Genomic DNA, 22,078 nt, shown 5'->3' with positions numbered 1-22,078 from the left:
CCCCCCCCCCCCGCCCCCCCCCCCGCCCCCCCCCCCCGCGCCCCCACCGCTGTTTGCCTGAGGGCGCGGGGGGGCCCCCGTGGGCGCCGCCCCCCCCCCCCCCCCCCCCCCCTACCTCCCCGGCAACTGCGCAAACGCGCGCTGCATGCAGTCCTCCCGCGGGCACACCCGGCACCCCGGGCCAATCGACACCGAATTCCCCGGGCTCTGCACATCCAGCCCCAGCGAATACACCAACCGTTCCGCATGCTGCAGGTCGCAGCCCAGCGCCACCGCAAACGTCTTCCGCGGCTGCCCATGCCCCACCGGTCCGCTGCTCACCTGCCGCGCCAGCCAGAAGTGGCGCCGCCCATCCGGCATGCGCGCGGTCTGCGTCAGGATCCGCCCCGGCTGGTTGAACGCCTCGTAGACGATCCACAGCGGGCACGACCCACCCACCTGCGAGAAATGGAAATCGGTCGCCGAGTGGCGCTTGGACACATTGCCCGCACGGTCCACGCGGATGAAGAAGAACGGCAGCCCCGGCGCACTGCGCCGCGCCAGCGTGCTCAGCCGATGGCACACCGCCTCGAAGCCCACGCCGAACTGATGCGCCAGCAGCTCGATGTCGTAGCTGCTGGCCTCGGCCGCACGCAGGAAACGCATGTACGGCATCACCAGCGCACCGGCGAAGTAGTTCGACAGACCAATGCGCGCCTGCGCGATGCGCGCATCGTCGTGGAAGCCCGCGCGGGCGATTACCGCATCGATCTGCGGCAGGTAGCCGTGCAGGGCCAGCTCGGCCGCCATCTGGAACGCCTGCTGGCCCGGTTCCAGGTAATCGGGCAGCCACAGCCGCCGCGCCCCGGCATCGAACTGGCGCTTCTCGCGCCCGGCCTGCAGCGCGGCCACTTCCACCAGCACGCCGTGGCGGTCGGCCAGCAGCTGTCGCAGGCGCGGCGCCACATGGCCCGGTGACAGCCCCCACTCAGCGAACAGGCGCTCGGCCAGCTCGTCCAGCTCGGGGATGTGGTTGTGCATGCGGTTGAAGAACTCGCGCACCTGGTCGCCGGCGGGCAGGGTGCTGCCGGCCGCGGGCTCGCCCAGCTGGAATTCCAGCGCGGCGGCATGCTCGCGCAGGGCCAGGTGGCGACGGTGCAGGTCCAGCAGGGCGCGGCTGACCTGCGGCAGGTTGCCGGCCAGCGATCGCAGCTCGGTGGCACTCACCTCCGCCAGGCCCAGGTCGCGCAGGGTCTCGCCCAGCGCCTCCTGCAGCGCGGCGGGCTCATCGTCGTCGAACAAGGCGGAAACATCGCCCAACACCTCGCCCAGCTTCTTCTGCACGGCCGGCGTCAGCGGGCGCTTGTTGCGCTCGATCTGGTTCAGGTAGCTGGCCGACAGGCCGAGGGCACGGGCCAGGTCCACCTGGCTGTAGCCACGCTGCTCGCGCAGGCGCAGCAGGCGCAGGCCCAGCTGGCGTTGTGAAGGCTGGAAATTCACAGAATTAACATGAATCGTCTGGCGTGTTGGCCAGATTAAGCGGATTCAGGCCGGAAATCGAGGTGGGTGCTGTGAATAATGCCAAGCATCTTTCGAGCCAGTGGGATTGTCGTCATGACTGTTGCAGCGCCCCGTATCCGCATGCTGATCGATGGCCAGTTCATTGAATCGGCCACCTCCCACTGGCGGGACGTGATCAATCCGGCCACCCAGGACGTGCTGGCCCAGGTGCCGTTCGCCACCACCGGTGAAGTGGATGCCGCCGTCGCCGCCGCCAAGGAAGCCTTCAAGACCTGGCGCAAGACCCCGATCGGCACCCGCGCGCGCATCTTCCTGAAGTACCAGCAGCTGATCCGCGAGAACATGAGCGAGCTGGCCCACATCCTCACCGCCGAACAGGGCAAGACCCTGCCCGACGCCGAAGGCGATGTGTTCCGCGGCCTGGAAGTGGTCGAGCACGCTGCCGCCATCGGCAACCTGCAGCTGGGCGAGCTGGCCAACAACGTGGCCAACGGCGTGGACACCTACAGCATCATGCAGCCGCTGGGCGTGTGCGCCGGCATCACCCCGTTCAACTTCCCGGCGATGATCCCGCTGTGGATGTTCCCGATGGCGATCGCCACGGGCAACACCTTCATCCTCAAGCCGTCCGAGCAGGACCCGATGGTGACCATGCGCCTGGTCGAACTGGCGCTGGAAGCCGGCATTCCGAAGGGCGTGCTGAACGTCGTCCACGGTGGCGAGGAAGTGGTCAACGCGATCTGCGACCACCCGGACATCAAGGCCGTGTCGTTCGTCGGTTCCACCCGCGTCGGCACCCACGTCTACAACCGCGCCTCGCTGGCCGGCAAGCGCGTGCAGTGCATGATGGGCGCCAAGAACCACGCCGTGGTGCTGCCGGACGCGAACAAGGAACAGACCCTCAACGCGATGGTCGGCGCCGCCTTCGGTGCGGCCGGCCAGCGCTGCATGGCTGCCTCCACCCTGGTGCTGGTCGGTGAAGCGCGCAACTGGGTGCAGGACCTGGTGGCCAAGGCCAAGACCCTCAAGGTCAGCGGCGGCACCGTCTCCGGCACCGACGTCGGCCCGGTCATTTCCTGCAGCGCCCGCGAGCGCGTCGAAGGCCTGATCGCCTCGGGCGTGGAGCAGGGCGCCAAGCTGGTGCTCGACGGCCGCAACCCGCAGGTCGATGGCTTCGAGAAGGGCAACTTCGTCGGCCCGACCATCTTTGCCGGTGTCACCACCGACATGCGCATCTACCAGGAAGAAGTGTTCGGCCCGGTGCTGGTCATCCTCGAAGCGGAAACGCTGGACGAGGCCATTGCCATGGTCAACAGCAACCCGAACGGCAACGGCACCGCGCTGTTCACCCAGTCCGGCGCCGCCGCACGCAAATTCCAGGAAGACATCGACGTCGGCCAGGTCGGCATCAACGTGCCGATCCCGGTGCCGGTGCCGCTGTTCTCGTTCACCGGTTCGCGCGCCTCCAAGCTGGGCGACCTGGGCCCGTACGGCAAGCAGGTCGTGCTGTTCTACACCCAGACCAAGACCGTCACCGCACGTTGGTTCGATGACGAGACGCTGAGCCACGGCGTCAACACCACCATCAGCCTGAAGTAAGGGCAGGAGCAGCCATGAGCCACTCGATGACGACGGACCAGGAAGAAGCGCAGCAGGCGTATCGTGAAGCCGCGCGTGACTTCGCACAGGCCGAACTGGCGCCGCACGCCGCGCGATGGGATGCGGAGGGCATCTTTCCGCGCGAGGCGATCGCCAAGGCCGGTGAACTGGGCTTCTGTGGTCTGTACATGGACCCGGAAGTCGGCGGCAGCGGCCTCAGCCGCCTGGACGCCGCCGTCGTCATCGAGGAGCTCGCCAACGTCGATCCGTCGACCGCGGCGTACGTCAGCATCCACAACATGGCTTCGTGGATGGTCTCCAAGTGGGGCCAGGCCGAGCTGCGCGATGCGTGGGGCACCGATCTGTCCTCGGGCAGCAAGCTGGCCTCGTACTGCCTGACCGAGCCGGGCGCCGGTTCCGATGCGGCCTCGCTGAAGACCACCGCCGTGCGCGACGGTGACTTCTATGTGCTGAACGGCTCCAAGGCCTTCATTTCCGGCGCCGGTGCCACCGAGCTGCTGGTGGTGATGGCGCGTACCGGCGGTGCCGGTGCGGGCGGTGTCAGTGCCATCGCGGTGCCGGCTGACCTGCCGGGCATCAGCTATGGCCGCAAGGAAGAGAAGATGGGCTGGAACAGCCAGCCCACCCGTGGCATCACCTTCGAAAACGTCCGCGTGCCGGTCAGCCACCTTCTGGGAGAGGAGGGCGGCGGCTTCAAGCTGGCGATGAAGGGGCTGGACGGCGGCCGCATCAACATCGCCGCCTGCTCGCTGGGTGCCGCCCAGGGCGCGCTGGATGCCGCACGCCGCTACATGGGCGAGCGCCGCCAGTTCGGCAAGGCGCTGGCCGATTTCCAGGCGCTGCAGTTCAAGCTGGCCGACATGGCCATCGAACTGGTCGCCGCGCGGCAGATGGTGCATTCGGCCGCGCGCAAGCTCGACGCCGGTGCCAGCGATGCCAACGTGTGGTGCGCGATGGCCAAGCGTTTCGCCACCGATGCCGGCTTCAAGATCTGCAACGAAGCGCTGCAGATCCACGGTGGCTACGGCTACATCCGCGAATACCCGATCGAGCGCCTGCTGCGCGACAGCCGCGTGCACCAGATCCTGGAAGGCACCAACGAGATCATGCGGGTGATCGTTGCCCGCCACCTGCTCAACACCGAAGAGGAACTGCGATGAAGGATTGGCGTACCCAGGAGCACGTGGGCCTGAAGGTCGAGGCCGATGGCCACACCGCCGTGGTCACCCTGCACAACCCGCCGGCGCACACCTGGACCGTGCACAGCCTGTCCGCGCTGCGCGACCTGGTGGGCGCGCTCAACGCAGACCGCGAGATCTACGCGCTGGTGATCACCGGTGACGGCGAGAAGTTCTTCTCTGCTGGCGCCGATCTCAACCAGTTCGCCTCGGGCGACAAGGCCGCCGCACGCGAAGCCGCACGCCGTTTCGGTGAAGCCTTCGAAGCGCTGTCCGCCTTCCGTGGCGTGTCCATCGCTGCCATCAACGGCTACGCCATGGGCGGTGGCCTGGAATGCGCGCTGGCCTGCGACCTGCGCATCATCGAAGACCACGCCCAGGTGGCGCTGCCGGAGGCCACCGTCGGCCTGCTGCCGTGCGCCGGTGGCACCCAGAACCTGCCGCGTCTGGTCGGCGAGGGCTGGGCCAAGCGCATGATCCTGCTGGGCGAGCGCATCAACGCTGAAACCGCCGTGCGCATTGGCCTGGCCGAAGAGAAGGTCGGCAAGGGCGAAGCCAAGGCGCTGGCGCTGGAGTGGGCGAAGAAGGCCGGCAAGCAGAGCCCGACCAGCATCGCCGCCTGCAAGACCCTGGTGCAGTCCACCCGCACCGGCACCCATGCCTCGGCGCTGGTGGCCGAGCGCGAAGCCTTCGTCGATCTGTTCGACACCGCCGACCAGGTCGAGGGCGTGAGCGCCTTCCTGGAAAAGCGCGCCGCGCAGTGGAAGAACGCATGACCACCGACACCGTTGCCGACGACGCACCGGTGCTGTTCGAAGAGCGCGTGGCCGGCAACGGCACGCGCATCGGCTTCGCCACGCTCAACGCGCCGCGCACGCTCAATGGCTTCTCGCTGCCGATGGCGCATCTCCTGCTGAAGCAGTTGAACGCCTGGGCCGACGATGACGGCATCGCGATGGTGGTGCTGCAGGGTGCCGGCGAAAAGGCGTTCTGCGCCGGTGGCGACCTGCACAGCCTGTACAAGGCGATGGTCGCCTTCCGCGACGCCGGCCACGACGACATCCGCGAAAACGACTACGCCGCCGAGTTCTTCGACGTCGAGTACCGCGTCGATTACCTCATCCATACCTACGCCAAGCCGATCCTGTGCTGGGGCCACGGCATCGTGATGGGCGGTGGCATCGGCCTGATGTCCGGCGCCAGCCACCGCGTGGTCAGCGAGCGCTCCAAGCTGGCCTTCCCGGAAATCACCGTCGGCCTGTTCCCCGATGTGGGTGGCAGCTGGCTGCTGCCGCGCGTGCCGGGCAAGGGCGGCCTGTTCCTGGCCCTGACCGGTGCGCTGCTGAACCCGGGCGATGCCATCTACGCCGGCCTGGCCGACGTGCACGTCGCGGAAGAACGCCGCAGCGCGGTGTTCGATGCACTGCTGCAGGTGGCTTGGTCGGGCGATGCCGCGCACAACCACGAACGCCTGGATCATCTGCTGCAGTCGCATGCCAGCGACGCGGCCACCGGCCCGCTGCTGGCCAACGCCGCACAGGTCGACGCGCTGTGCGCAGGCGAAGATCTGCCCGCGATCATCGCGCGCATCTGCGACCTGCAGACCGACGATGCCTGGCTGCAGGCCGCACAGAAGACCCTCGCTGCCGGTGCGCCCGGTTCGGCGCGGCTGGCCTTCGAACTGCAGCGCCGCAGCGCCGGCCAGGACCTGGCCAGCGTCTATCGCTTGGAGTACGTCACTGCGCTGCACTGCGCCGCCCGTGGCGATTTCGCCGAAGGCATCCGCGCGCTGCTGATCGACAAGGACCGCAACCCGCAGTGGAGCCCGGCCACCCTGGCCGAGGCCACCGCCGCGTGGGCGGACACCTTCTTTGTTTCCCCCTGGGCCGAGGCCGCGCACCCGCTGGCCGACCTGGGCACTCCGCTTGCTGAAAGGAGCCTTGCATGAGCTGCATTGCATTCATCGGGTTGGGCAACATGGGTGGCCCGATGGCCGCCAACCTCGTCAAGAACGGCCACACCGTGCGTGTGTTCGACCTGGTGCCGGCCGCGGTCCAGGCCGCCGTCGACGCCGGTGCCAGCGCCGCGCCGTCGGCGCGCGACACCCTGGCCGACGCCGAAGTGGTGATCTCGATGCTGCCGGCCAGCCGCCACGTCGAAGGCGTGTACCTCGGCGATGACGGCATCCTCGCCGACATCCCGGCCGGTGCGCTGGTCATCGACTGCAGCACGATCGCCCCGGCCAGCGCCCGCAAGGTCTCTGAAGCCGCCGCCGCGCGTGGCCTGCAGATGCTCGACGCACCGGTGTCCGGCGGTACCGCCGGCGCACAGGCGGGCACGCTCACCTTCATCGTCGGCGGCGAAGAGGACGCGCTGGAACGTGCGCGCCCGGTGCTGCAGGCGATGGGCAAGAACATCTTCCATGTCGGTGCCAGCGGCGCCGGCCAGGTCGCCAAGCTGTGCAACAACATGGCGCTGGGCGTGATCATGGCCGTCACCGGCGAAGCCATCGCCCTGGGCGTGGCGCACGGTCTGGACCCGAAGGTGCTGTCGCAGATGATGGCGGTCAGCACCGGCCGCAGCTGGGCCACCGAAGTGTGCAACCCGTGGCCGGGCGTGCTGGAAAACGCCCCGGCCTCGCGCGGCTACAGCGGCGGTTTCGGCAGCGACCTGATGCTGAAGGACATGGGCCTGGCGGTGGAAGCGGCGATGAACGTCGGCGCCTCGATCCCGCTGGGTGAAGTGGCCCGCAACCTGTACTCGATGAACCACCAGGCCGGCCGCGGCAAGCTGGATTTCTCCAGCGTCGTGCAGCTCATCACGAGCGAGAAGTGACCTGGTAGTGCCGGCCGCTGGCCGGCAACCTCATGCCCCCGTGCGGGACAACGAAGGTGGGATGGGCGGATGCCCGGTTTCGACCGGCATCCGCCCATTTTTTTGGGGTCGGATCCCTTTCGCGTAGCGAAAGGGCTCTGACCCCAAAGATGCCGCGATGGGTCGCGATGGGGTCAGAGCCCTTTGCCGTTGGCAAAGGGATCCGACCCCGACCACATCAGGCAACGATCAGCGTCACGTCGATGTTGCCGCGGGTGGCATTGGAGTACGGGCAGACGATGTGGGCCTTCTGCACCAGCTCTTCCAGCTGCTCGCGCGGCACGCCCGGGGCGTTGATGGTCAGCTCGGCTTCGATGCCGAAACCGGTCGGGATCTGGCCGATGCCGACCTTGCCGGTGACGGTGGTCTCGGCCGGCAGCGCGACCTTGGCCTGGCCGGCGACGAACTTCAGCGCGCCGAGGAAGCAGGCCGAGTAGCCGGCAGCGAACAGCTGTTCCGGGTTGGTGCCCGGGCCGCCGGCGCCGCCCAGCTCGCGCGGGGTCGACAGCTGGATGTCCAGCACGTTGTCGGAGGAGACCGAACGGCCTTCACGGCCGCCGGTGGAGGTGGCCTGGGCGGTGTACAGAACCTTTTCGATGGACATGGGATGCTCCTGGTCAGTGGGTGGGTGTTTCGATGGGTCTACTTTGCCCGGTCCTGCAGGACGATGGGTGATAGTTCGTCCTGAATATTTGATTCATCGTCCTATCGACTTAGATGGTCCACTCGCGGTCGGTGGTGAACATGATCGTCAGCCAGCGGTCCGGCGAGGCCTCGCCCAGCGCATCGCCGATCTCGTCGCGCAGCTGGTCCCACTCCACCAGCGGCCGCGGCGGGTCGTCCTCGCGGACCACGAAGAACAGCTCGATCTGCTCGCCACGGCCGACCTGGGCCACGTAGCTGCGGTGCTCGACAAAGCCATGCCGGGCCACGATGTCGCGCGCCACGGCATCCACGTGCGCCTGCAGCTCCGGGGGGGTCACCAGCAGGATCCCGGCCAGCGCGCGACGCACCGTGCCCAGCGGCGCCACCATCACGAACAGGCAGACCACCGCCAGGATGGCCGGATCGATATAGGGCCCGACCCAGGCCAGCGACGTGCCCTGCACCAGCACGCCGCCCACGAACGCGACCACGTAGCAGGCCGACATGCTGGCGGCGATCACCCAGTTCTTCGCGTCCAGGGCGATGAAATCCGAACCGATGCGGCGGTTGGCGCGCCACACGAACGCACCGAACGCGCTTTCCGCCAGCAGCGAGACCACGCCGAACACGATGGCCGGGCCCAGCGCGATGTGGCGCCCGCCCGACATCAGCGCATCCACCGCATTGACCAGCGCGTACAGCGCCGCGCCGATCATCAGCAGGCCGCTCACCCCCAGCACGATCGGTTCCAGGTGCCAGAAGCCCATGGTGAAACGCTGGTTGAGCCGCGACTGCAGCGCATCGGTCTGCGTGGACAGCGCGATCAGGCGTGCCACCAGCAGCGACAGCCAGGTCATCACCACGTCGATCAGGCCGTAGATGCCGTCGAAGATGATCAGCGAGGAATTGGCCAGCAGGCCGAACACTACGCCGGCCAGCGCAACGGCCAGTGAGAAGGCGATGGACAGGCGCAGCACGCCCTGTTCGGTGGCGGGGTCGAAGAAGCGGGGAGAGGGCAGGGCCATGGCCCGATTGTAGGGCCGCGCCATGTCACCCAGCGTTCAACCCCCGCCCGCGCTACCCCTGCCGGGTCGCTTCCCGTAGACTGCGCGCCTCCCACGTACCGGCTCCCGACTGCAGTGATCACGCCACCCTGACCCTTGCCGCCCTTCGGCAGCCGGCCCGCCCGGCTCAGGAACCCGTGTCTTTCCACTGCAGCGCCACGTGGCCCCATGCCCGTGCGCGCGGAGTTTTCCCATGCAAACGTCCTACCCCCTGCGCCAGCAATGGCTCGGCAACATCCGTGGTGATCTGCTGTCCGGCATGGTCGTCGCCCTGGCCCTGATTCCCGAGGCCATCGCCTTCTCGCTGATCGCCGGCGTCGACCCCAAGGTCGGCCTGTACGCCGCGTTCTCGATCGCCGTGGTCACCGCCATCGCTGGCGGCCGCCCCGGCATGATCTCTGCCGCCACCGGCGCGATGGCGCTGGTGATGGTCGACCTGGTCAAGGACCACGGCCTGCAGTACCTGTTCGCCGCCAGCATCCTGGCCGGCCTGCTGCAGGTGCTGGCCGGCGTGTTCAAGCTCGGCTCGCTGATGCGCTTCGTCTCGCGCTCGGTCATCACCGGCTTCGTCAACGCGCTGGCCATCCTCATCTTCCTGGCGCAGATGCCGGAACTGATCGGCCGCGGACCCACCGTCTACGTGCTGTGTGCCGCCGCGCTGGCCATCATCTACCTGCTGCCGCGCATCACCCGCGCGGTGCCATCGCCGCTGGTCGCCATTGTCGTGCTCACCGCCGTGGTCATCGGCTTCGGCGTGGACGTGCGCAGCGTCGGTGACATGGGCCAGCTGCCCGACAGCCTGCCGCACTTCCTCATTCCCGATGTGCCCCTCACCTGGGAAACGCTGCGCATCCTGCTGCCGGTGTCGGCCACGCTGGCGGTGGTCGGCCTGCTCGAATCGATGATGACCCTGCAGATCGTCGAGGACATCACCGAGACCCCCAGCGAGCGCAACCGCGAGTGCGTCGGCCAGGGCGTGGCCAACACGGTCACCGGCTTCCTCGGCGGCATGGCCGGCTGCGCGATGATCGGCCAGTCGGTCATCAACGTGACATCCGGTGGCCGCGGCCGCCTGTCCTGCCTGGTGGCCGGCGCGCTGCTGCTGGTGCTGGTGGTGTACGGCAGCGACCTGGTGCGGCAGATCCCGATGGCAGCGCTGGTGGCAGTGATGATCATGGTCAGCATCGGCACTTTCAGCTGGCGCTCGCTGCGTGACCTGCGCACCCATCCGCGAAGCTCGTCTGCCGTGATGCTGCTGACCGTCGTGGTCACCGTGGCCACCCACGACCTGGCCAAGGGCGTGCTCAGCGGCGTGCTGCTGTCTGCGCTGTTCTTCGCGCGCAAGGTCGGCCGCATGCTGGATGTGCAGCGCGAAGATGCCGCCGATACCCAGGTCTACCGCGTGCGTGGCCAGGTGTTCTTCGCCTCGGCCGGGCAGCTGGGCGCGGCGTTTGATTACCAGCACGTGGCGCCGAAGGTGCAGATCGACCTGCGCGATGCCCATCTGTGGGACCTGACCGCAGTGGCGGCGCTGGAGCGCGCGCAGGAAAAGCTGGCCGCGCATGGTGCGCAGGTGACAGTGGTGGGCCTCAATGCCGCCAGCCAGACCCTGATCGAGCAGGTGGGCGGCGCGCGCGGCGGGCACTGAGCGGGCAGGGCGCGCAACGCAAAATGTTGCTGAGCTTTCCTTGCTCGGACATAGCCACTTGAAGAACGGTGCGACCGAAGTTGCACCGTTCCTGCCTATGGCTCAGCCCATGCCAGGGCATTCAAGAACAGGCACGGATGTCTCGACGTAGTGTTCCAGGCCACCGCCGGCCGAGGTGCATGTTGCTCCGGTCTTTACCCCCCGGAGAAACAGTGATGCCAATCAGAGGGTGCTGGCGGAGCCGCCCTTCCCAATTTCAGTGATCAGCTCATCCAGCCCCGGGCGCGTGTCAACTCCAAGCGCAGGAAGGCCGCTAGCCAGCCTGTTCCGATCAATGTTCGAAATGACCTGATGCGCCATCAGCGTCGCGTACATGTCCTGCTGCGGAGTCAGCTGGGACCGGCCGTTGACCAGTCCGGCAGGCCAGCTGCCGCGAATTTCGGCCGCTTTGCGATACGCCGATCCGCGTACAGGATCGGAGATGCCATTGGCGCCTTCATCGTAGATTCGCGCGAGGGTCTCCAGCGCATAGATCGATCCGGACTGCGCAGAGGCAGCCAGAAAGTCCAGTGCTTCTGAGCGTCGGGAGGGATCGAGCAGCGCGAGTTGTTCTGCGTCGAGAATCGCTGCGGGATCCTGCAGTTCCTTCTGGTTGAACGGGCCTCTTGTGCCTCGGCGAAGCAGCGCGTCCTGTACGGCTTCAGCGGATGGATACCCATTGCGCTGAAGCCAGGCCACGTCAGCCTCTGTCTTGGCGCCGGAGAGAGGATCTCCTGGTCGAGGGGATGAGGGCGATGCTTTTGCCGGCAGGCGCGGTTGCATTGGAGCACCAGCAGCAGATGTGTCTTTGTCCTGCTTCAAGCCCAATGCGGATGCTTCCGGGGCACGTCCCGTTGCTGGCGAGACCGCTTTGCCCTGCATTTCCCTGCTTACGCCCAACGCCGCCAAGGCAACAATCGAAAGCCCCGCGAGCGTGAAGGCGAGAGGTTTTGATGACTTCATTGTCCGCCTCCTTCTGCCCACCTGCTGCTCATGAAATTATCTTGGGTTTCGGAATGCGTCAACGAAGTTCCGGGCAACGTTCATGGCACGCAGGCAGACTATCGGCACCGAGGTCTACCCGTGTGCAGGCAGGTGTTCTTCGCCTCTGCCGGCCAGCTCGGTGTGGCATTTGATTACCGGCACGTGGCGCCGAAGGAGCAGATTGCCAGCCAGACCCTGATCGAGCAGGGGGCGGCGCGCGCGGCGGGCACTGAGGCACTGCGACGGCGCCCACACAATCTGAATCCGGTCAGGCACCTGAAACCCGGGCTGCCGTAGGATTGCCAGCGTGATGGGGACCGATGGACGGCCCCGCCCGGGCCAGCCTCTGCTGGCCCCACGCCAGGGAGATGCAGGTGATGCAGGCAACAGGCTTCCGTGAGCACATGACCCTGAACCGTCGACGCTGGACGGCGCTGATGCTGTGCATGGCGCTGGGCGCGTGCCAGGCGCCTTCCTCCACAGCATCGACCGAAGCGGCCGCCATCGCGCCCGCGCAGGCCGTTTCCGCGGCACCTGTCACCGGCGCCGGACCGACGGTGGCCGATGCCTCCAGCGGCTCCGACGCGTCGTACACGGATGGGCGCCTGCGTCCGGCCTATGGCTGGTGCGTGGATGGCGTGGAAGACGCGGCCAAGCTGCAGGCCTGTGGCAAGGATGAACTTGCTTACCAGCAGGCGCGTCTGGACGAGGCGACCCGCAAGGTAGTGGGCGGGCTCGATGCCGCGGCGAAGACTGCATTCCTGGCCACCGAGGCGACCTGGCGCAGCGATACCGACCGCCATTGCGTCGCTGCGGCCAATGCCGGCGTGGATGACCTGCAGAAGGCACAGGAGTGCCGATTGTTCCGCGTGGCCAACCGCGTCGATGCCCTGCTGGCGCAGAGCGGCCCGCCCGATACCTCTGACACCCAGGCAGCGCTGCGGCCTGCATACAGCCAGTGCGTGCAGGACGCGCGTGGCATGGACGACCAGCTCGAAGCGTGCGACGCCAGCGAGCTGGCCTACCAGCGGAAGCAGATGGAGGCCGAGGTTGCGCGCCTCATGAATGGCCCCGATGGTCCGGCCAAGGACCGCTGGATGGACGAGCAGGCGAACTGGGCCGAAGACACCGACAAGCGGTGTGCACCGGCCAGCGACCATGTGGGACCGATGCTGGATGCACAGTCGTGCCGCATCAACCGGTATGCCAACCGCGCCGTCGAGCTGCACAAACGCACGCTGTCGCCCTGATCCACCGTCGCATCAGGTCATCTCTCCAGGGAAAAGGAAGTGAGCCATGCCGAACAAGATCGATACCCGTAACCTGGACGCTACTGCCGGTGCCGTGTTCTTTGCGGTCGGACGTGGCACCGAGGGCGGTGGATCTTCGTATCACCTGTCCATCGCCGGTGTCACCGAAGGGCTGCGCGAGCCGAAGTGGGGCACGGTCAGCGCGGTCCGGGAGAACAGCGGCTATTCGCTGGGCACCATCCAGGTTGATTTTGGCCAGCGTGGCACGTGGCCACTGGGCGCAACCGAAGGCCGCAGGCTGAAGCCTGGCGAGACCACCTATGTCGATGGCGTCATCGACCAGGCCAGTGCCTACGCCAGGGCGCACCACCTGCCCTTCACCAATGACCGCGCGGACCTGCGGGCGGACCTGCTCAGCCACGGCAATGGCCAGAAGAACCGTTCGTCCATCCGCTTCATCGATGCCCCGACGCGCGACAGCATCAATGCCTGGGCCGATTCGCCTGAAGGCAAGCAGTGGATCCACACGCACGTTGACTACCCGCAGGTGCGCAATGCCACGCACATCGCCATGACCATGCTGGACAAGCATGGCAGCGGCATTGCCGAAGACAAGCGCTTCGAGGCGGTCGCGCTGATCGCCAAGACCGCCAACCAGCTGCCGGGCCGGCTGGATGATCTGGAAGCAGTGCTTGCGCGAGGGGGCAGCTATCAGGATCTGCGGGACCAGGCCGCCGCCATCCGTCAGCGGACCCACTCCTATGCCGGGCTGGTCGCCGCCGATATCGCTTCAGGATATGAAGACGCGTATGCGCAGCACGCCGCTGAAATGGATCGTGCGCACCAGAAGGTGGGGCGCCGCGACTTCGCACCTGCTACCGAAGGCAGTGATCCGGATATCCGCTTTGCGCTGCAGCAGGCGCGTTCGCACCACGCCGGTGGTGGGTCGCGGGTCCTGAAGGAAGGCAGCAGCGGCCGCGCGGTGGAAAAGCTGGAACACAACCTGCACGCACTGGGCTACGGCGGCGCGGGTGCGCAGGGCCTCCATCCTGATCGCCAGTTCGATGCCAGCACCCGGCAGGCGGTTGAAGCCTTCCAGCGCGACCATCGCCTGACCCCGGTCGATGGCAAGGCGGGCCCGGCTACCCTCGGCGCAATCGACCGTGAGGCGCGTGCGCTGCAACGTGACATGGCCGCCCTGGGCCTGACCGATGCGCAGGGCAAGGCGATCACCGCCGATGGCTACCTGGGCGCGGGCAGCCAGCACGCCATCAACACCTTCCAGCAGCAGCACCACCTGCCGGCCACCGGGATGGCCGACGCGCAGACCCGCCGTGCGATCGGCGCCGAAGCCGCCCAGCACCATCCGGTTACGCCGTCGCAGGCGGCGCCGGCCCAGGCTCCCGCTCCTGCTCCGGCGCAGGCTCCGGCCGCGGAACGTACCGCCGCACCGGCGGCCGCTGCGGCGCCGGGTGGCGGGCGTATCTCGGTGGTGGAACCGTTCGGCAATGGCCAGTCCAATCGCGTGCTGCGGCATGGCATCAGTGGCGAGGACGCCTTCCGTGAGCTGAAGATCCACCACCCCAACACCAATGCCGCTGCCGTGCGCGCCGGCGATGCCAGCCGGGTCGACCGCACCGCCGGCATGGTCGAGGGTGAGCTGGAAGCGGTGCGCCGCCGTGGTGACACCAACGGCATTCCGCTGGTGCAGAAGGACCTGATCCTGACCGACGCAGGCGGCAAGCGCGCCCTGATGATCCCCAACCCGGTCGCAGGCTACGTCCAGCTCAACCACGACAAGACCAATTCCATCAGCATCTACAGCCACCCGGCCGGCGATCCCCGCCGCGAACTGGTTGGCCAGGTACTGCATGGCGCGGTCGGTTCCTCGCCGTACAAGACCGGCGATTTCGTCGACTATGGCGCGCCGCTGGTACGCCAGTCCGACGTGGGCTCAAAGGGCGCGGTGCACGCCCACATCGAGCTCGAGCCGGACCAGTACCGCCGCTACCTGGGCGACATGCTCAACGACCGCATCACCCTGGGCGGCACGGTGCACGCGCAGGGCCCGGCCGCCGCGCAGGCCGCGCGCAGTGCGCAGCAGGCGCCGATGGCCGACGGCATGCTGGTGAAGGGCGAGCGGGGGGATGAGGTCAAGGCGCTGCAGGGCAGGCTGGCCGCGCTGGGTTACACCGCCGCCGACGGCACAGCGCTGGGCGCCGATGGCATCTTCGGCAAGGACACGCTGGCCGCGGTCAAGCAGTTCCAGGCCAACAACGGCCTGGACGATGACGGCAAGGCTGGCCGCCTGACGTTGGCGCGCCTGCAGGATCCGGCTGCAGTAAAGGCCGGCGCGCAGACCACTGCCGCCCCGGCACGCGCCGAGCCGGTGGCACCGGCCGCACCTGCCGCACCTGCCACGCCCGCCAGCATGCGTGACGCCGGGCATGTCGAGAACCCGCGCTTCAACCAGGCGCTGGAGAAGCTGCAGGCGTTGCAGCAGCAGCGCGCGCAGGCCGGGCTGAGCCCGCTGTTTGCCAACGCACAGGAAACCGAACGTGCCGCCGGCCAGCTGGCCTATGAGAGCAAGGTTGCCGGCATGCGCCAGATCGACCATGTGCTCGCGCGCCCGGATGGCACGGGCCTGTTCGCGGTGCAGGGCAACGTGGGCGACCCGGCTGCACAGCGCGCCTTCGTCGATCGCCAGCAGGCGGTTTCGCAGTCGGTGGAAGCCAGCACCCGGCAGAGTGCCGAGCTGGATACCCAGTTCAACCCGCAGGCGCAGGCCCAGCAGGAGGAACAGGTGAAGGGGCGCGCGCTGTAAGGCTGCTGAAAAAGCAGGCCCCGGGATGTCCCGGGGCGTGTGGTGCGCTTACGCCATCATGGCCCGCGGGCCGTGCTGCTGGGTCTGCTGGTCGATCCGCTGCTGCTCGCGCTGCTGGTCGCTTACCTGCAGGGCGCGCTCGCTGTTTTCCTGCACGCTCTGGCCCATCGCCTCGGCCGTGGAAACCGGCGCGGAATTGCGGTTCAACGCGCTTTCGTCGCGCATCGCATTGGCCTGCACGGCGCGCGCCATCGAACCATCCTGGTTGAGCTCCACCCGGTCGATTTTCCACATCCCGGCCCGGGTCGCTTCCACGGTGAGGGCGGCGGCCAGCTTCTCGCTGTGTTCGCCGGATGGCAGCCCGCGCGCTTCCTCGGCGAACTTCACCTGCACCAGCGTCTCGGTGTACAGCCAGTTCTGCGGGCTTCGCGGGTCGGACATCGGGTACACCGTCTCGCGCGCCGGATCGGCGGCGGTCTGCTGTTCCGGGTTCTGGTTCTGGTTCTGGCCCTGCGCACGCTGCTGCACTTCGCTGGCCAGCGCCTGGCGGGTGTCCGCATCGGCGATGCCGGTGGCGGGCAGGCCGTGCTGCTGCTGGAACGTGTTGATGGCATGGCGGCTGCCAGCGCCAAGGTAGCCATCGCTGGCGATGGCTTGGCCCTTGGCATCGGTCAGCCCCAGCGCGGCCAGGTTGCCCTGCAGTTCGCGCGCTTCGCGGTCGATGGCGGTCAGCGTGTCACGGCCGGCCTTGCCGTCCACCGGATCCAGGTTGTGCGCGCGCTGGAATTCTTCCACTGCCTGGCGGGTGGTGGCATCGAAGCGACGGTCGGGGTTCAGCGTCTGCTGGCCGTCCGCGCTGGCAAAGCCGAGCGCCACGAGGTTGTTCTCCAGCTTCAGCACCTCGCGGCCGCTGGAGCCTTCCTTCAGCGTCTGCGAAGCGGCCTGCTGCCGCGGCGCGCCGATCTGGCCCAGCGCCACCTGGATGTCGGCATCGTTCTGCTCGCCGGCGGGCGAGAAGTCGCGGCTGCTCACCTTGGCGTGGGCGCGGTCCATCGCGTCCTTGTTGTTGGCGTAGGCATCCTCGTAGCGCACGGCGATGTCACCGGCCTTGGGCGCATCGAAGTACTGGTAGGTCTCGCGGATCTGGCCCGCCTTGGCGCGCAGCGCCTCGTAGTCACCGCCTTCTTCCAGCACCTTCTGCAGCTTGGGTAGCTGGCTGGGCAGCTGGTTGGCGGTCTTGGCGATCAGGCTGATCGCTTCGAAGCGGTTTTCCTCGGCGATGTTGCTGCCATGCGTGTCCACCATCGTCATGCCGGTCTGGGTGGCGTTGCGCACCTGCGGGTAATCGATGTTGGCGTGGATCCACTGCTTGCCTTCGGCCGACCCCGCCCAGGCGTTGATGCTGTCGCGGGTGTTGGTGTCGATGAATTCGATCGAGCTGCGCCCGCTGAGGCCATTGCCGTGGCTGAGCAGGTCGCGGCGCAGGTCGGCGTGGTCCTGGGTGAAGGGCAGGTTGTGCGCTTTGGCGTAAGCGCTGGCCTGGTCGATCACCGCATCGACATAGGTCGTCTCGCCCGGTTTCAGGGCGTGGCCGTCGATGGCGCCCAGCGCCCATTCGCCACGCTGGCCGAAGTCGACCTGGATCGCGCCCAGGCTGTAACCGCTGTTCTGTGCGACCCGGCTGACGGTGCCCCAGTGCGGTTCGCTCACGCCCTGGGTGATGCCGGCGATGGCCAGGTGGTAGGACGCGGGGCCGCCCTCGGTGCCGCGGCCGACCGCGAAGTACACCGCGCCGGAGGTGGCATCCAGATCGTGGGTGTCGATATTGGTAGGCATCTTCTACATCCTTGTGCAGGGGGGAGGGCATGCCCTCCCGAAGGTCATCAGTCCAGCAGCTGCAGGTAGGCCTGGAGCTGGTCGGCACGCGCGCTCAGGCGCATCGCGTCGTTCAATCCGCTCTGCAGGTTGCCCGGCTGCGAATCGTCGTACAGCGCGGTCTCCAGTTCGCCGTCGCGGCTGCGCGACTGCAGCCAGGCGCGTTGCGCGTTCACCAGCTTGGTCTTCTTCGCGCCGCTCAGCTTGGCCTGCAACTGCTTGTAGGCTTGGTTCAGGCGCTGGTCCTGGCGGGTGGTCTCCGAGGACAGGCACGCGGCCTGCTCGATCGCACCCTGCGCCTTGTCGCTGCAGGCGGTGAAGGTCGGGCTCAGCCCGGTCGCGGCCGGTGCCGCGGTCGCCGTGCCGATGGCCAGGGCGGCCACGGCCAGTGCTGCGGCGAGGGTCCTGCTCATACGCTTGTGCTGCATCATCTGCTCCACACGTCCAATCCATTGCGAGCGCGGGACTATAGCGGCGTCAACATTCCGACACCGTCAACGGAAAGCGACAACTGTGACCGGTTGCTCAGGATGATGGATCTGGATTGGCCTGGCCTTCAGGCGGGCCGCGCAGGTGTCGTTCCCGCAGCACCCAAGGCCCGCCCGACGCCATTCAGCCGCCCGGTGTAAACTATTGATCTCACTGGCAATGCCAGTCTCCACGATCAACACCCCGATGACGTCCGCCACCGCCCGTTACGCCGATTCCCTGCGTCTGTCCGTTGCCCCCATGATGGATTGGACGGACCGCCACTGCCGCGTGTTCCACCGCGTGCTGGCGCCGGGTGCCCGGCTGTACACCGAGATGGTGCACGCCAACGCCGTCATCCACGGTGACCGCGAGCGCCTGCTCGGCTTCGACGGCAGCGAACAGCCGCTGGCCCTGCAGCTGGGCGGCAGCGATCCGGCCCTGCTGGCGCAGGCCGCGCGCATCGCCGCCGACTGGGGCTACGACGAGGTCAACCTCAACTGCGGCTGCCCGTCCGACCGCGTGCAGGCCGGGCGTTTCGGTGCCTGCCTGATGCGCGAACCGGCGCTGGTGGCCGAGTGCGTGGCGGCGATGGTCGCGGCGGTGGACATCCCGGTGACGGTGAAGTGCCGCCTGGGCGTGGACGAGGACAACGAGTACGACGTGTTCGCCAGCTTCGTCGACCGCCAGGTCGCCGCCGGTGCCGCCATGGTCGTGGTCCACGCGCGCAACGCCTGGCTGAAGGGCCTGTCGCCGAAGGAGAACCGCGAAGTTCCGCCGCTGAAGTACGACTGGGCCTACCGCCTCAAGCAGGAACGCCCGGCGCTGCCGGTGGTCATCAACGGTGGCCTGGCCACGGTGGAGGCCGTGCAGGCCCAGGCCGCGCATGTCGATGGCGTCATGCTCGGCCGCGCCGCGTACCACGACCCCTACCTGCTGCATCAGCTGGAGGCGCTGCACACCGGCGCCGCGCTGCGCCCGCGTGGCGAACTGCTGCGCGCGATGCGCCCCTACATCCAGGCCCGCCTGGGCGAGGGCCTGGCCCTGAAGCACATCACCCGCCACCTGCTGGGCCTGTTCCACGGCCAGCCGGGCGGCCGCGCGTTCCGCCAGGTGCTGAGCGAGGGCGCACACCGCCCCGGCGCCGACTGGGCGCTGATCGAGCAGGCGCTGGCGGTCACCGAGCGCGAGGCCGATCGCGCCGCAGCGTGATTTCAGTCACATTCCTGACTTGACAAGGCCTGTGGATTCGTCCCGAATGTTCACTTAGATGAACGACGCCGGAGAGCACCCAGAAAAGTTCAGATCGGATTCACCGCGCCAAACCAATCATTTGCAAAGGAAATGTAAAGGCCGGGTCCCGTATCCGGCGCTCCGGATTTACGACTTTTGAACGAATCGCCGTGCTCGGCTAGGATCGCATCGATGTCTTCCGCTCCCTTCCACCGCCGCATTGCCTTGGCCACCTGCGTGGTCCTGGCGGCTGCCCCCCTTTCTGCAGCGATGGCCCAGCAGCCACCGCGCGGTGGTGGCGGCGAGCCGCGTGCGGCCATGCGCGCGGAAATGATGGATCGTGGTGGCCGTGGCGACGACCGTTCGCTGTCCGATGCCGTGCGCCGGGTGCAGCGCTCCACCGGTGGCCACATCCTCGGTGCCGAGCGCGTGCCGTTCGATGGCCGGGACATCAACCGGGTCAAGTACATGGATGACCGGGGCCGGGTCCGCTACATGGACGACCCCGCCCCGGCACGTTCACAGCCGCGCACGCCGCGGTCGGATATGTCATCACTACGCGGCGATAACCCCTGAACAGGGATAGTTGCCGTAATACACCGTACCCACAGGCCTCCGGGCCACACCCAGGACACTAGGGAGAGTTCATGCGTATCCTTCTGGTCGAAGACGAAGCCCCGCTGCGTGAGACCCTGGCAGCCCGGCTCAAGCGCGAAGGTTTTGCCGTCGATGCTGCACAGGACGGCGAGGAAGGCCTCTATATGGGCCGCGAAGTACCGTTCGACGTCGGCATCATCGACCTGGGCCTGCCCAAGATGTCGGGCATGGAGCTGATCAAAGCCCTGCGCGACGAGGGCAAGAAGTTCCCGGTGCTGATCCTGACCGCGCGTTCGAGCTGGCAGGACAAGGTCGAGGGCCTCAAGCAGGGCGCCGACGATTACCTGGTCAAGCCGTTCCATGTGGAAGAGCTGCTGGCCCGCGTCAACGCGCTGCTGCGCCGCGCCGCCGGCTGGAGCAAGCCGACCCTGGAATGCGGTCCGGTTGCCCTGGACCTGGCAGCGCAGACGGTCAGCGTCACCGGCAGCAATGTCGACCTGACCAGTTACGAGTACAAGGTGCTGGAATACCTGATGATGCATGCCGGTGAACTGGTCTCCAAGGCCGACCTCACCGAGCACATCTACCAGCAGGATTTCGACCGCGACTCGAACGTGCTGGAAGTCTTCATCGGCCGCCTGCGCAAGAAGCTGGACCCGGACGGCGAACTGAAGCCGATCGAGACCGTGCGTGGCCGCGGCTACCGTTTCGCGATCCCGCGCAACGAGGGCTGAGCCTTCCACAAGGCGATAAACGATGTCCGGCCGTCTGTGGTTCTTCCGACGCTGGCGGCCGCGCTCACTGCAGGCGCGCCAGCTGTTCGCCGCGTCCGTGGGCCTGGTCGCGTTCCTGGCCTTGGCCGGTTACGCGCTCGATGCCGCCTTCGCCGACACGGCGAAGGCGAACCTGCGTGAGCGCCTGAAGAACTACGCCACGGCCTATGCGGCCGGCATCGACTTCACCCGCGACCGCTCGCTGTACATCCGCGAGCAGCCGCCGGATCCGCGCTTCGACGTGCCGGGCAGTGGCCTGTACCTGCAGGTGGTGATGCCGGACGGCAAGGGCAATTCAATGTCCGCCGAAGGCCCGATGCTGCCCACCGTGGGCGGCGGCCTGCTGGCCCCGCGCCAGGAAGTGTTCGAAGGCCCGCTGCCGATGATCCAGATCGACGGCAGCCAGGGCTCGGTGTACCGCTACGGCCTGGGCCTGGTGTGGGATGCCGACGCCGACCCCGCCACCGAATTCCCGTACACCATCTACGTGATGGAAGACTCGCGCGCGCTGGGCGCGCAGCTGCGCGTGTTCCGCAGCCGGGTCTGGTTCTACCTGGGCGGCATCGGCCTGATCCTGCTGCTGCTGCAGACGGTCATCCTGCAGTGGAGCCTGCGCCCGTTGCGCCGGGTCATCACCGAGCTGACCAAGGTGCAGCGCGGCGAAACCGAGCGCATGAGCGAACGCCACCCGCGCGAGCTGGAGCCGTTGACCGACAGCATCAACGCCTTCATCGAGAGCGAGCGCGAAAACCTCGAGCGCCAGCGCAACACCCTGGCCGACCTCGCGCACAGCCTGAAGACGCCGATCGCCGTGCTGCGCACGCAGATGGACAGCGGTGCCGGCGATGGCGCCCTGCGCGAGGAACTGGACGTGCAGCTGCAGCGCATGAACAACCTGGTGTCCTACCAGCTGGCACGCGCCGCCTCATCGGGCCACAAGCTGTTCTCCGCGCCACTGCCGGTGGAATCCAACGCCGAGGAAATCGTGCGTGGCCTGGAGAAGGTCTACGCGTCGAAGGGCGTGCTCTGCGAATTCGACATCGACCCGGCCGCGCGTTTCCACGGTGAACCGGGCGACCTGCAGGAACTGCTGGGCAACCTGCTGGAGAACGCCTTCAAGTGGGCCAAGCGCCGCGTGCTGCTGACCGCGCAGCCGCTGCCGGCACCGAACGCGCGCCGCGCCGGCCTGCTGCTGGCGGTGGACGACGATGGCCCGGGCATCGCCCCGGAAGACATCGGCAAGGTGCTGCAGCGTGGCGTGCGCGGCGACGAACGCGTGCAGGGCCACGGCATCGGCCTGTCGATCGTGCAGGACCTGATCAAGGATTACCGCGGCGAACTGCTGGTGGCCCGTTCCAGTGAACTGGGCGGCGCGCGCTTCGAAGTGCGGTTGCCGCCGGGGCCGTAAGCCCTGTTGACCGGTAGTGCCGGGCGGGGGGCGGGCACCGAAATACCCCCCGCGGTGGGCGGCAGCGGCCCCCCCGCCCCGCCCTCCCGCCGCCCGGC

18 protein-coding genes are annotated in these 22,078 nt (G+C 67.8%); 12 read left to right on the top strand and 6 right to left on the bottom strand.

Annotated features, from left to right (window positions below; translation table 11 throughout):
* Positions 1-111: 111 nt before the first annotated feature.
* On the bottom strand, positions 112-1,479 hold the full coding sequence (locus ACVOK1_RS16260) for a helix-turn-helix domain-containing protein (protein ID WP_333628747.1): 1,368 nt from the start codon (positions 1,477-1,479) through the stop codon (positions 112-114).
* Positions 1,480-1,593: 114 nt separating this feature from the next.
* Here ACVOK1_RS16260 and ACVOK1_RS16255 point away from each other — a divergent pair, with 114 nt between their 5' ends.
* Genes ACVOK1_RS16255 through mmsB form a run of 5 tightly spaced genes read left to right on the top strand, consistent with a single transcriptional unit; the run spans position 1,594 to position 7,133 of the window.
* A complete protein-coding gene (locus ACVOK1_RS16255) occupies positions 1,594-3,099 on the top strand; it encodes a CoA-acylating methylmalonate-semialdehyde dehydrogenase (RefSeq protein WP_481562668.1) in 1,506 nt (501 codons plus the stop codon).
* A gap of 14 nt (positions 3,100-3,113) precedes the next feature.
* On the top strand, positions 3,114-4,280 hold the full coding sequence (locus ACVOK1_RS16250) for an acyl-CoA dehydrogenase family protein (RefSeq protein WP_108767370.1): 1,167 nt from the start codon (positions 3,114-3,116) through the stop codon (positions 4,278-4,280).
* Positions 4,277-5,074, top strand: a complete 798-nt coding sequence (locus tag ACVOK1_RS16245) for an enoyl-CoA hydratase (protein ID WP_108767371.1) — start codon at positions 4,277-4,279, stop codon at positions 5,072-5,074. The genes ACVOK1_RS16250 and ACVOK1_RS16245 overlap by 4 nt, the downstream gene beginning before the upstream one ends.
* On the top strand, positions 5,071-6,246 hold the full coding sequence (locus ACVOK1_RS16240) for an enoyl-CoA hydratase/isomerase family protein (protein ID WP_108767372.1): 1,176 nt from the start codon (positions 5,071-5,073) through the stop codon (positions 6,244-6,246). Before ACVOK1_RS16245 ends, ACVOK1_RS16240 begins: the two co-directional genes overlap by 4 nt.
* A complete protein-coding gene (gene mmsB, locus ACVOK1_RS16235; protein ID WP_481562667.1) occupies positions 6,243-7,133 on the top strand; it encodes a 3-hydroxyisobutyrate dehydrogenase in 891 nt (296 codons plus the stop codon). The genes ACVOK1_RS16240 and mmsB overlap by 4 nt, the downstream gene beginning before the upstream one ends.
* A gap of 217 nt (positions 7,134-7,350) precedes the next feature.
* On the opposite strand, the gene ACVOK1_RS16230 is transcribed toward mmsB, so the two are convergent.
* Together ACVOK1_RS16230 and ACVOK1_RS16225 are read right to left on the bottom strand one after the other, a co-directional pair.
* On the bottom strand, positions 7,351-7,776 hold the full coding sequence (locus ACVOK1_RS16230; protein WP_108758371.1) for an organic hydroperoxide resistance protein: 426 nt from the start codon (positions 7,774-7,776) through the stop codon (positions 7,351-7,353).
* 109 nt (positions 7,777-7,885) lie between these two features.
* A complete protein-coding gene (locus ACVOK1_RS16225) occupies positions 7,886-8,866 on the bottom strand; it encodes a cation diffusion facilitator family transporter (RefSeq protein WP_406233481.1) in 981 nt (326 codons plus the stop codon).
* 208 nt (positions 8,867-9,074) lie between these two features.
* Here ACVOK1_RS16225 and ACVOK1_RS16220 point away from each other — a divergent pair, with 208 nt between their 5' ends.
* Positions 9,075-10,529 (top strand): SulP family inorganic anion transporter, encoded by a 1,455-nt coding sequence (locus ACVOK1_RS16220; RefSeq protein ID WP_200752212.1) that lies wholly within the window; start codon positions 9,075-9,077, stop codon positions 10,527-10,529.
* Between the two features lie 222 nt (positions 10,530-10,751).
* On the opposite strand, the gene ACVOK1_RS16215 is transcribed toward ACVOK1_RS16220, so the two are convergent.
* The gene (locus tag ACVOK1_RS16215; protein WP_406233477.1) at positions 10,752-11,531 is read right to left on the bottom strand and encodes a hypothetical protein; all 780 of its coding nucleotides are present in this window, start codon (positions 11,529-11,531) and stop codon (positions 10,752-10,754) included.
* 398 nt (positions 11,532-11,929) lie between these two features.
* On the opposite strand from ACVOK1_RS16215, the gene ACVOK1_RS16210 reads away from it, so the two are divergent.
* Positions 11,930-12,802, top strand: a complete 873-nt coding sequence (locus ACVOK1_RS16210) for a lysozyme inhibitor LprI family protein (protein WP_481562669.1) — start codon at positions 11,930-11,932, stop codon at positions 12,800-12,802.
* 46 nt (positions 12,803-12,848) lie between these two features.
* On the top strand, positions 12,849-15,626 hold the full coding sequence (locus tag ACVOK1_RS16205; RefSeq protein WP_481562666.1) for a peptidoglycan-binding protein: 2,778 nt from the start codon (positions 12,849-12,851) through the stop codon (positions 15,624-15,626).
* Between the two features lie 48 nt (positions 15,627-15,674).
* Here the strand turns inward: ACVOK1_RS16205 and ACVOK1_RS16200 are convergent, their stop codons facing one another.
* Both ACVOK1_RS16200 and ACVOK1_RS16195 read right to left on the bottom strand, forming a co-directional pair.
* Complete coding sequence (locus ACVOK1_RS16200; protein ID WP_481562665.1) at positions 15,675-17,462, bottom strand: peptidoglycan-binding domain-containing protein; 1,788 nt, start codon at positions 17,460-17,462, stop codon at positions 15,675-15,677.
* Positions 17,463-17,509: 47 nt separating this feature from the next.
* Positions 17,510-17,914 carry a lysozyme inhibitor LprI family protein gene (locus ACVOK1_RS16195; protein WP_481562664.1) on the bottom strand — a complete coding sequence of 135 codons (405 nt, stop codon included), beginning with the start codon at positions 17,912-17,914 and terminating at the stop codon, positions 17,510-17,512.
* Between the two features lie 235 nt (positions 17,915-18,149).
* On the opposite strand from ACVOK1_RS16195, the gene dusA reads away from it, so the two are divergent.
* From dusA to ACVOK1_RS16175, 4 genes are all read left to right on the top strand, one after another.
* On the top strand, positions 18,150-19,181 hold the full coding sequence (gene dusA / locus ACVOK1_RS16190) for a tRNA dihydrouridine(20/20a) synthase DusA (protein WP_481562663.1): 1,032 nt from the start codon (positions 18,150-18,152) through the stop codon (positions 19,179-19,181).
* A 213-nt stretch (positions 19,182-19,394) separates the two neighbouring features.
* Positions 19,395-19,778 (top strand): hypothetical protein, encoded by a 384-nt coding sequence (locus ACVOK1_RS16185; protein WP_164073701.1) that lies wholly within the window; start codon positions 19,395-19,397, stop codon positions 19,776-19,778.
* A gap of 71 nt (positions 19,779-19,849) precedes the next feature.
* The gene (locus ACVOK1_RS16180; protein ID WP_079224892.1) at positions 19,850-20,533 is read left to right on the top strand and encodes a response regulator transcription factor; all 684 of its coding nucleotides are present in this window, start codon (positions 19,850-19,852) and stop codon (positions 20,531-20,533) included.
* A 22-nt stretch (positions 20,534-20,555) separates the two neighbouring features.
* Positions 20,556-21,980, top strand: coding sequence for an ATP-binding protein (locus ACVOK1_RS16175; protein ID WP_079224893.1), 1,425 nt, complete (start codon positions 20,556-20,558; stop codon positions 21,978-21,980).
* The last annotated feature ends 98 nt before the right edge of the window (positions 21,981-22,078 follow it).

The sequence above is a fragment of the Stenotrophomonas sp. STEN087 genome (assembly GCF_056759115.1).
The sequence above is the reverse complement of the archived record's forward strand: the minus strand, read 5'-3'. Positions and strand labels throughout refer to the sequence as shown.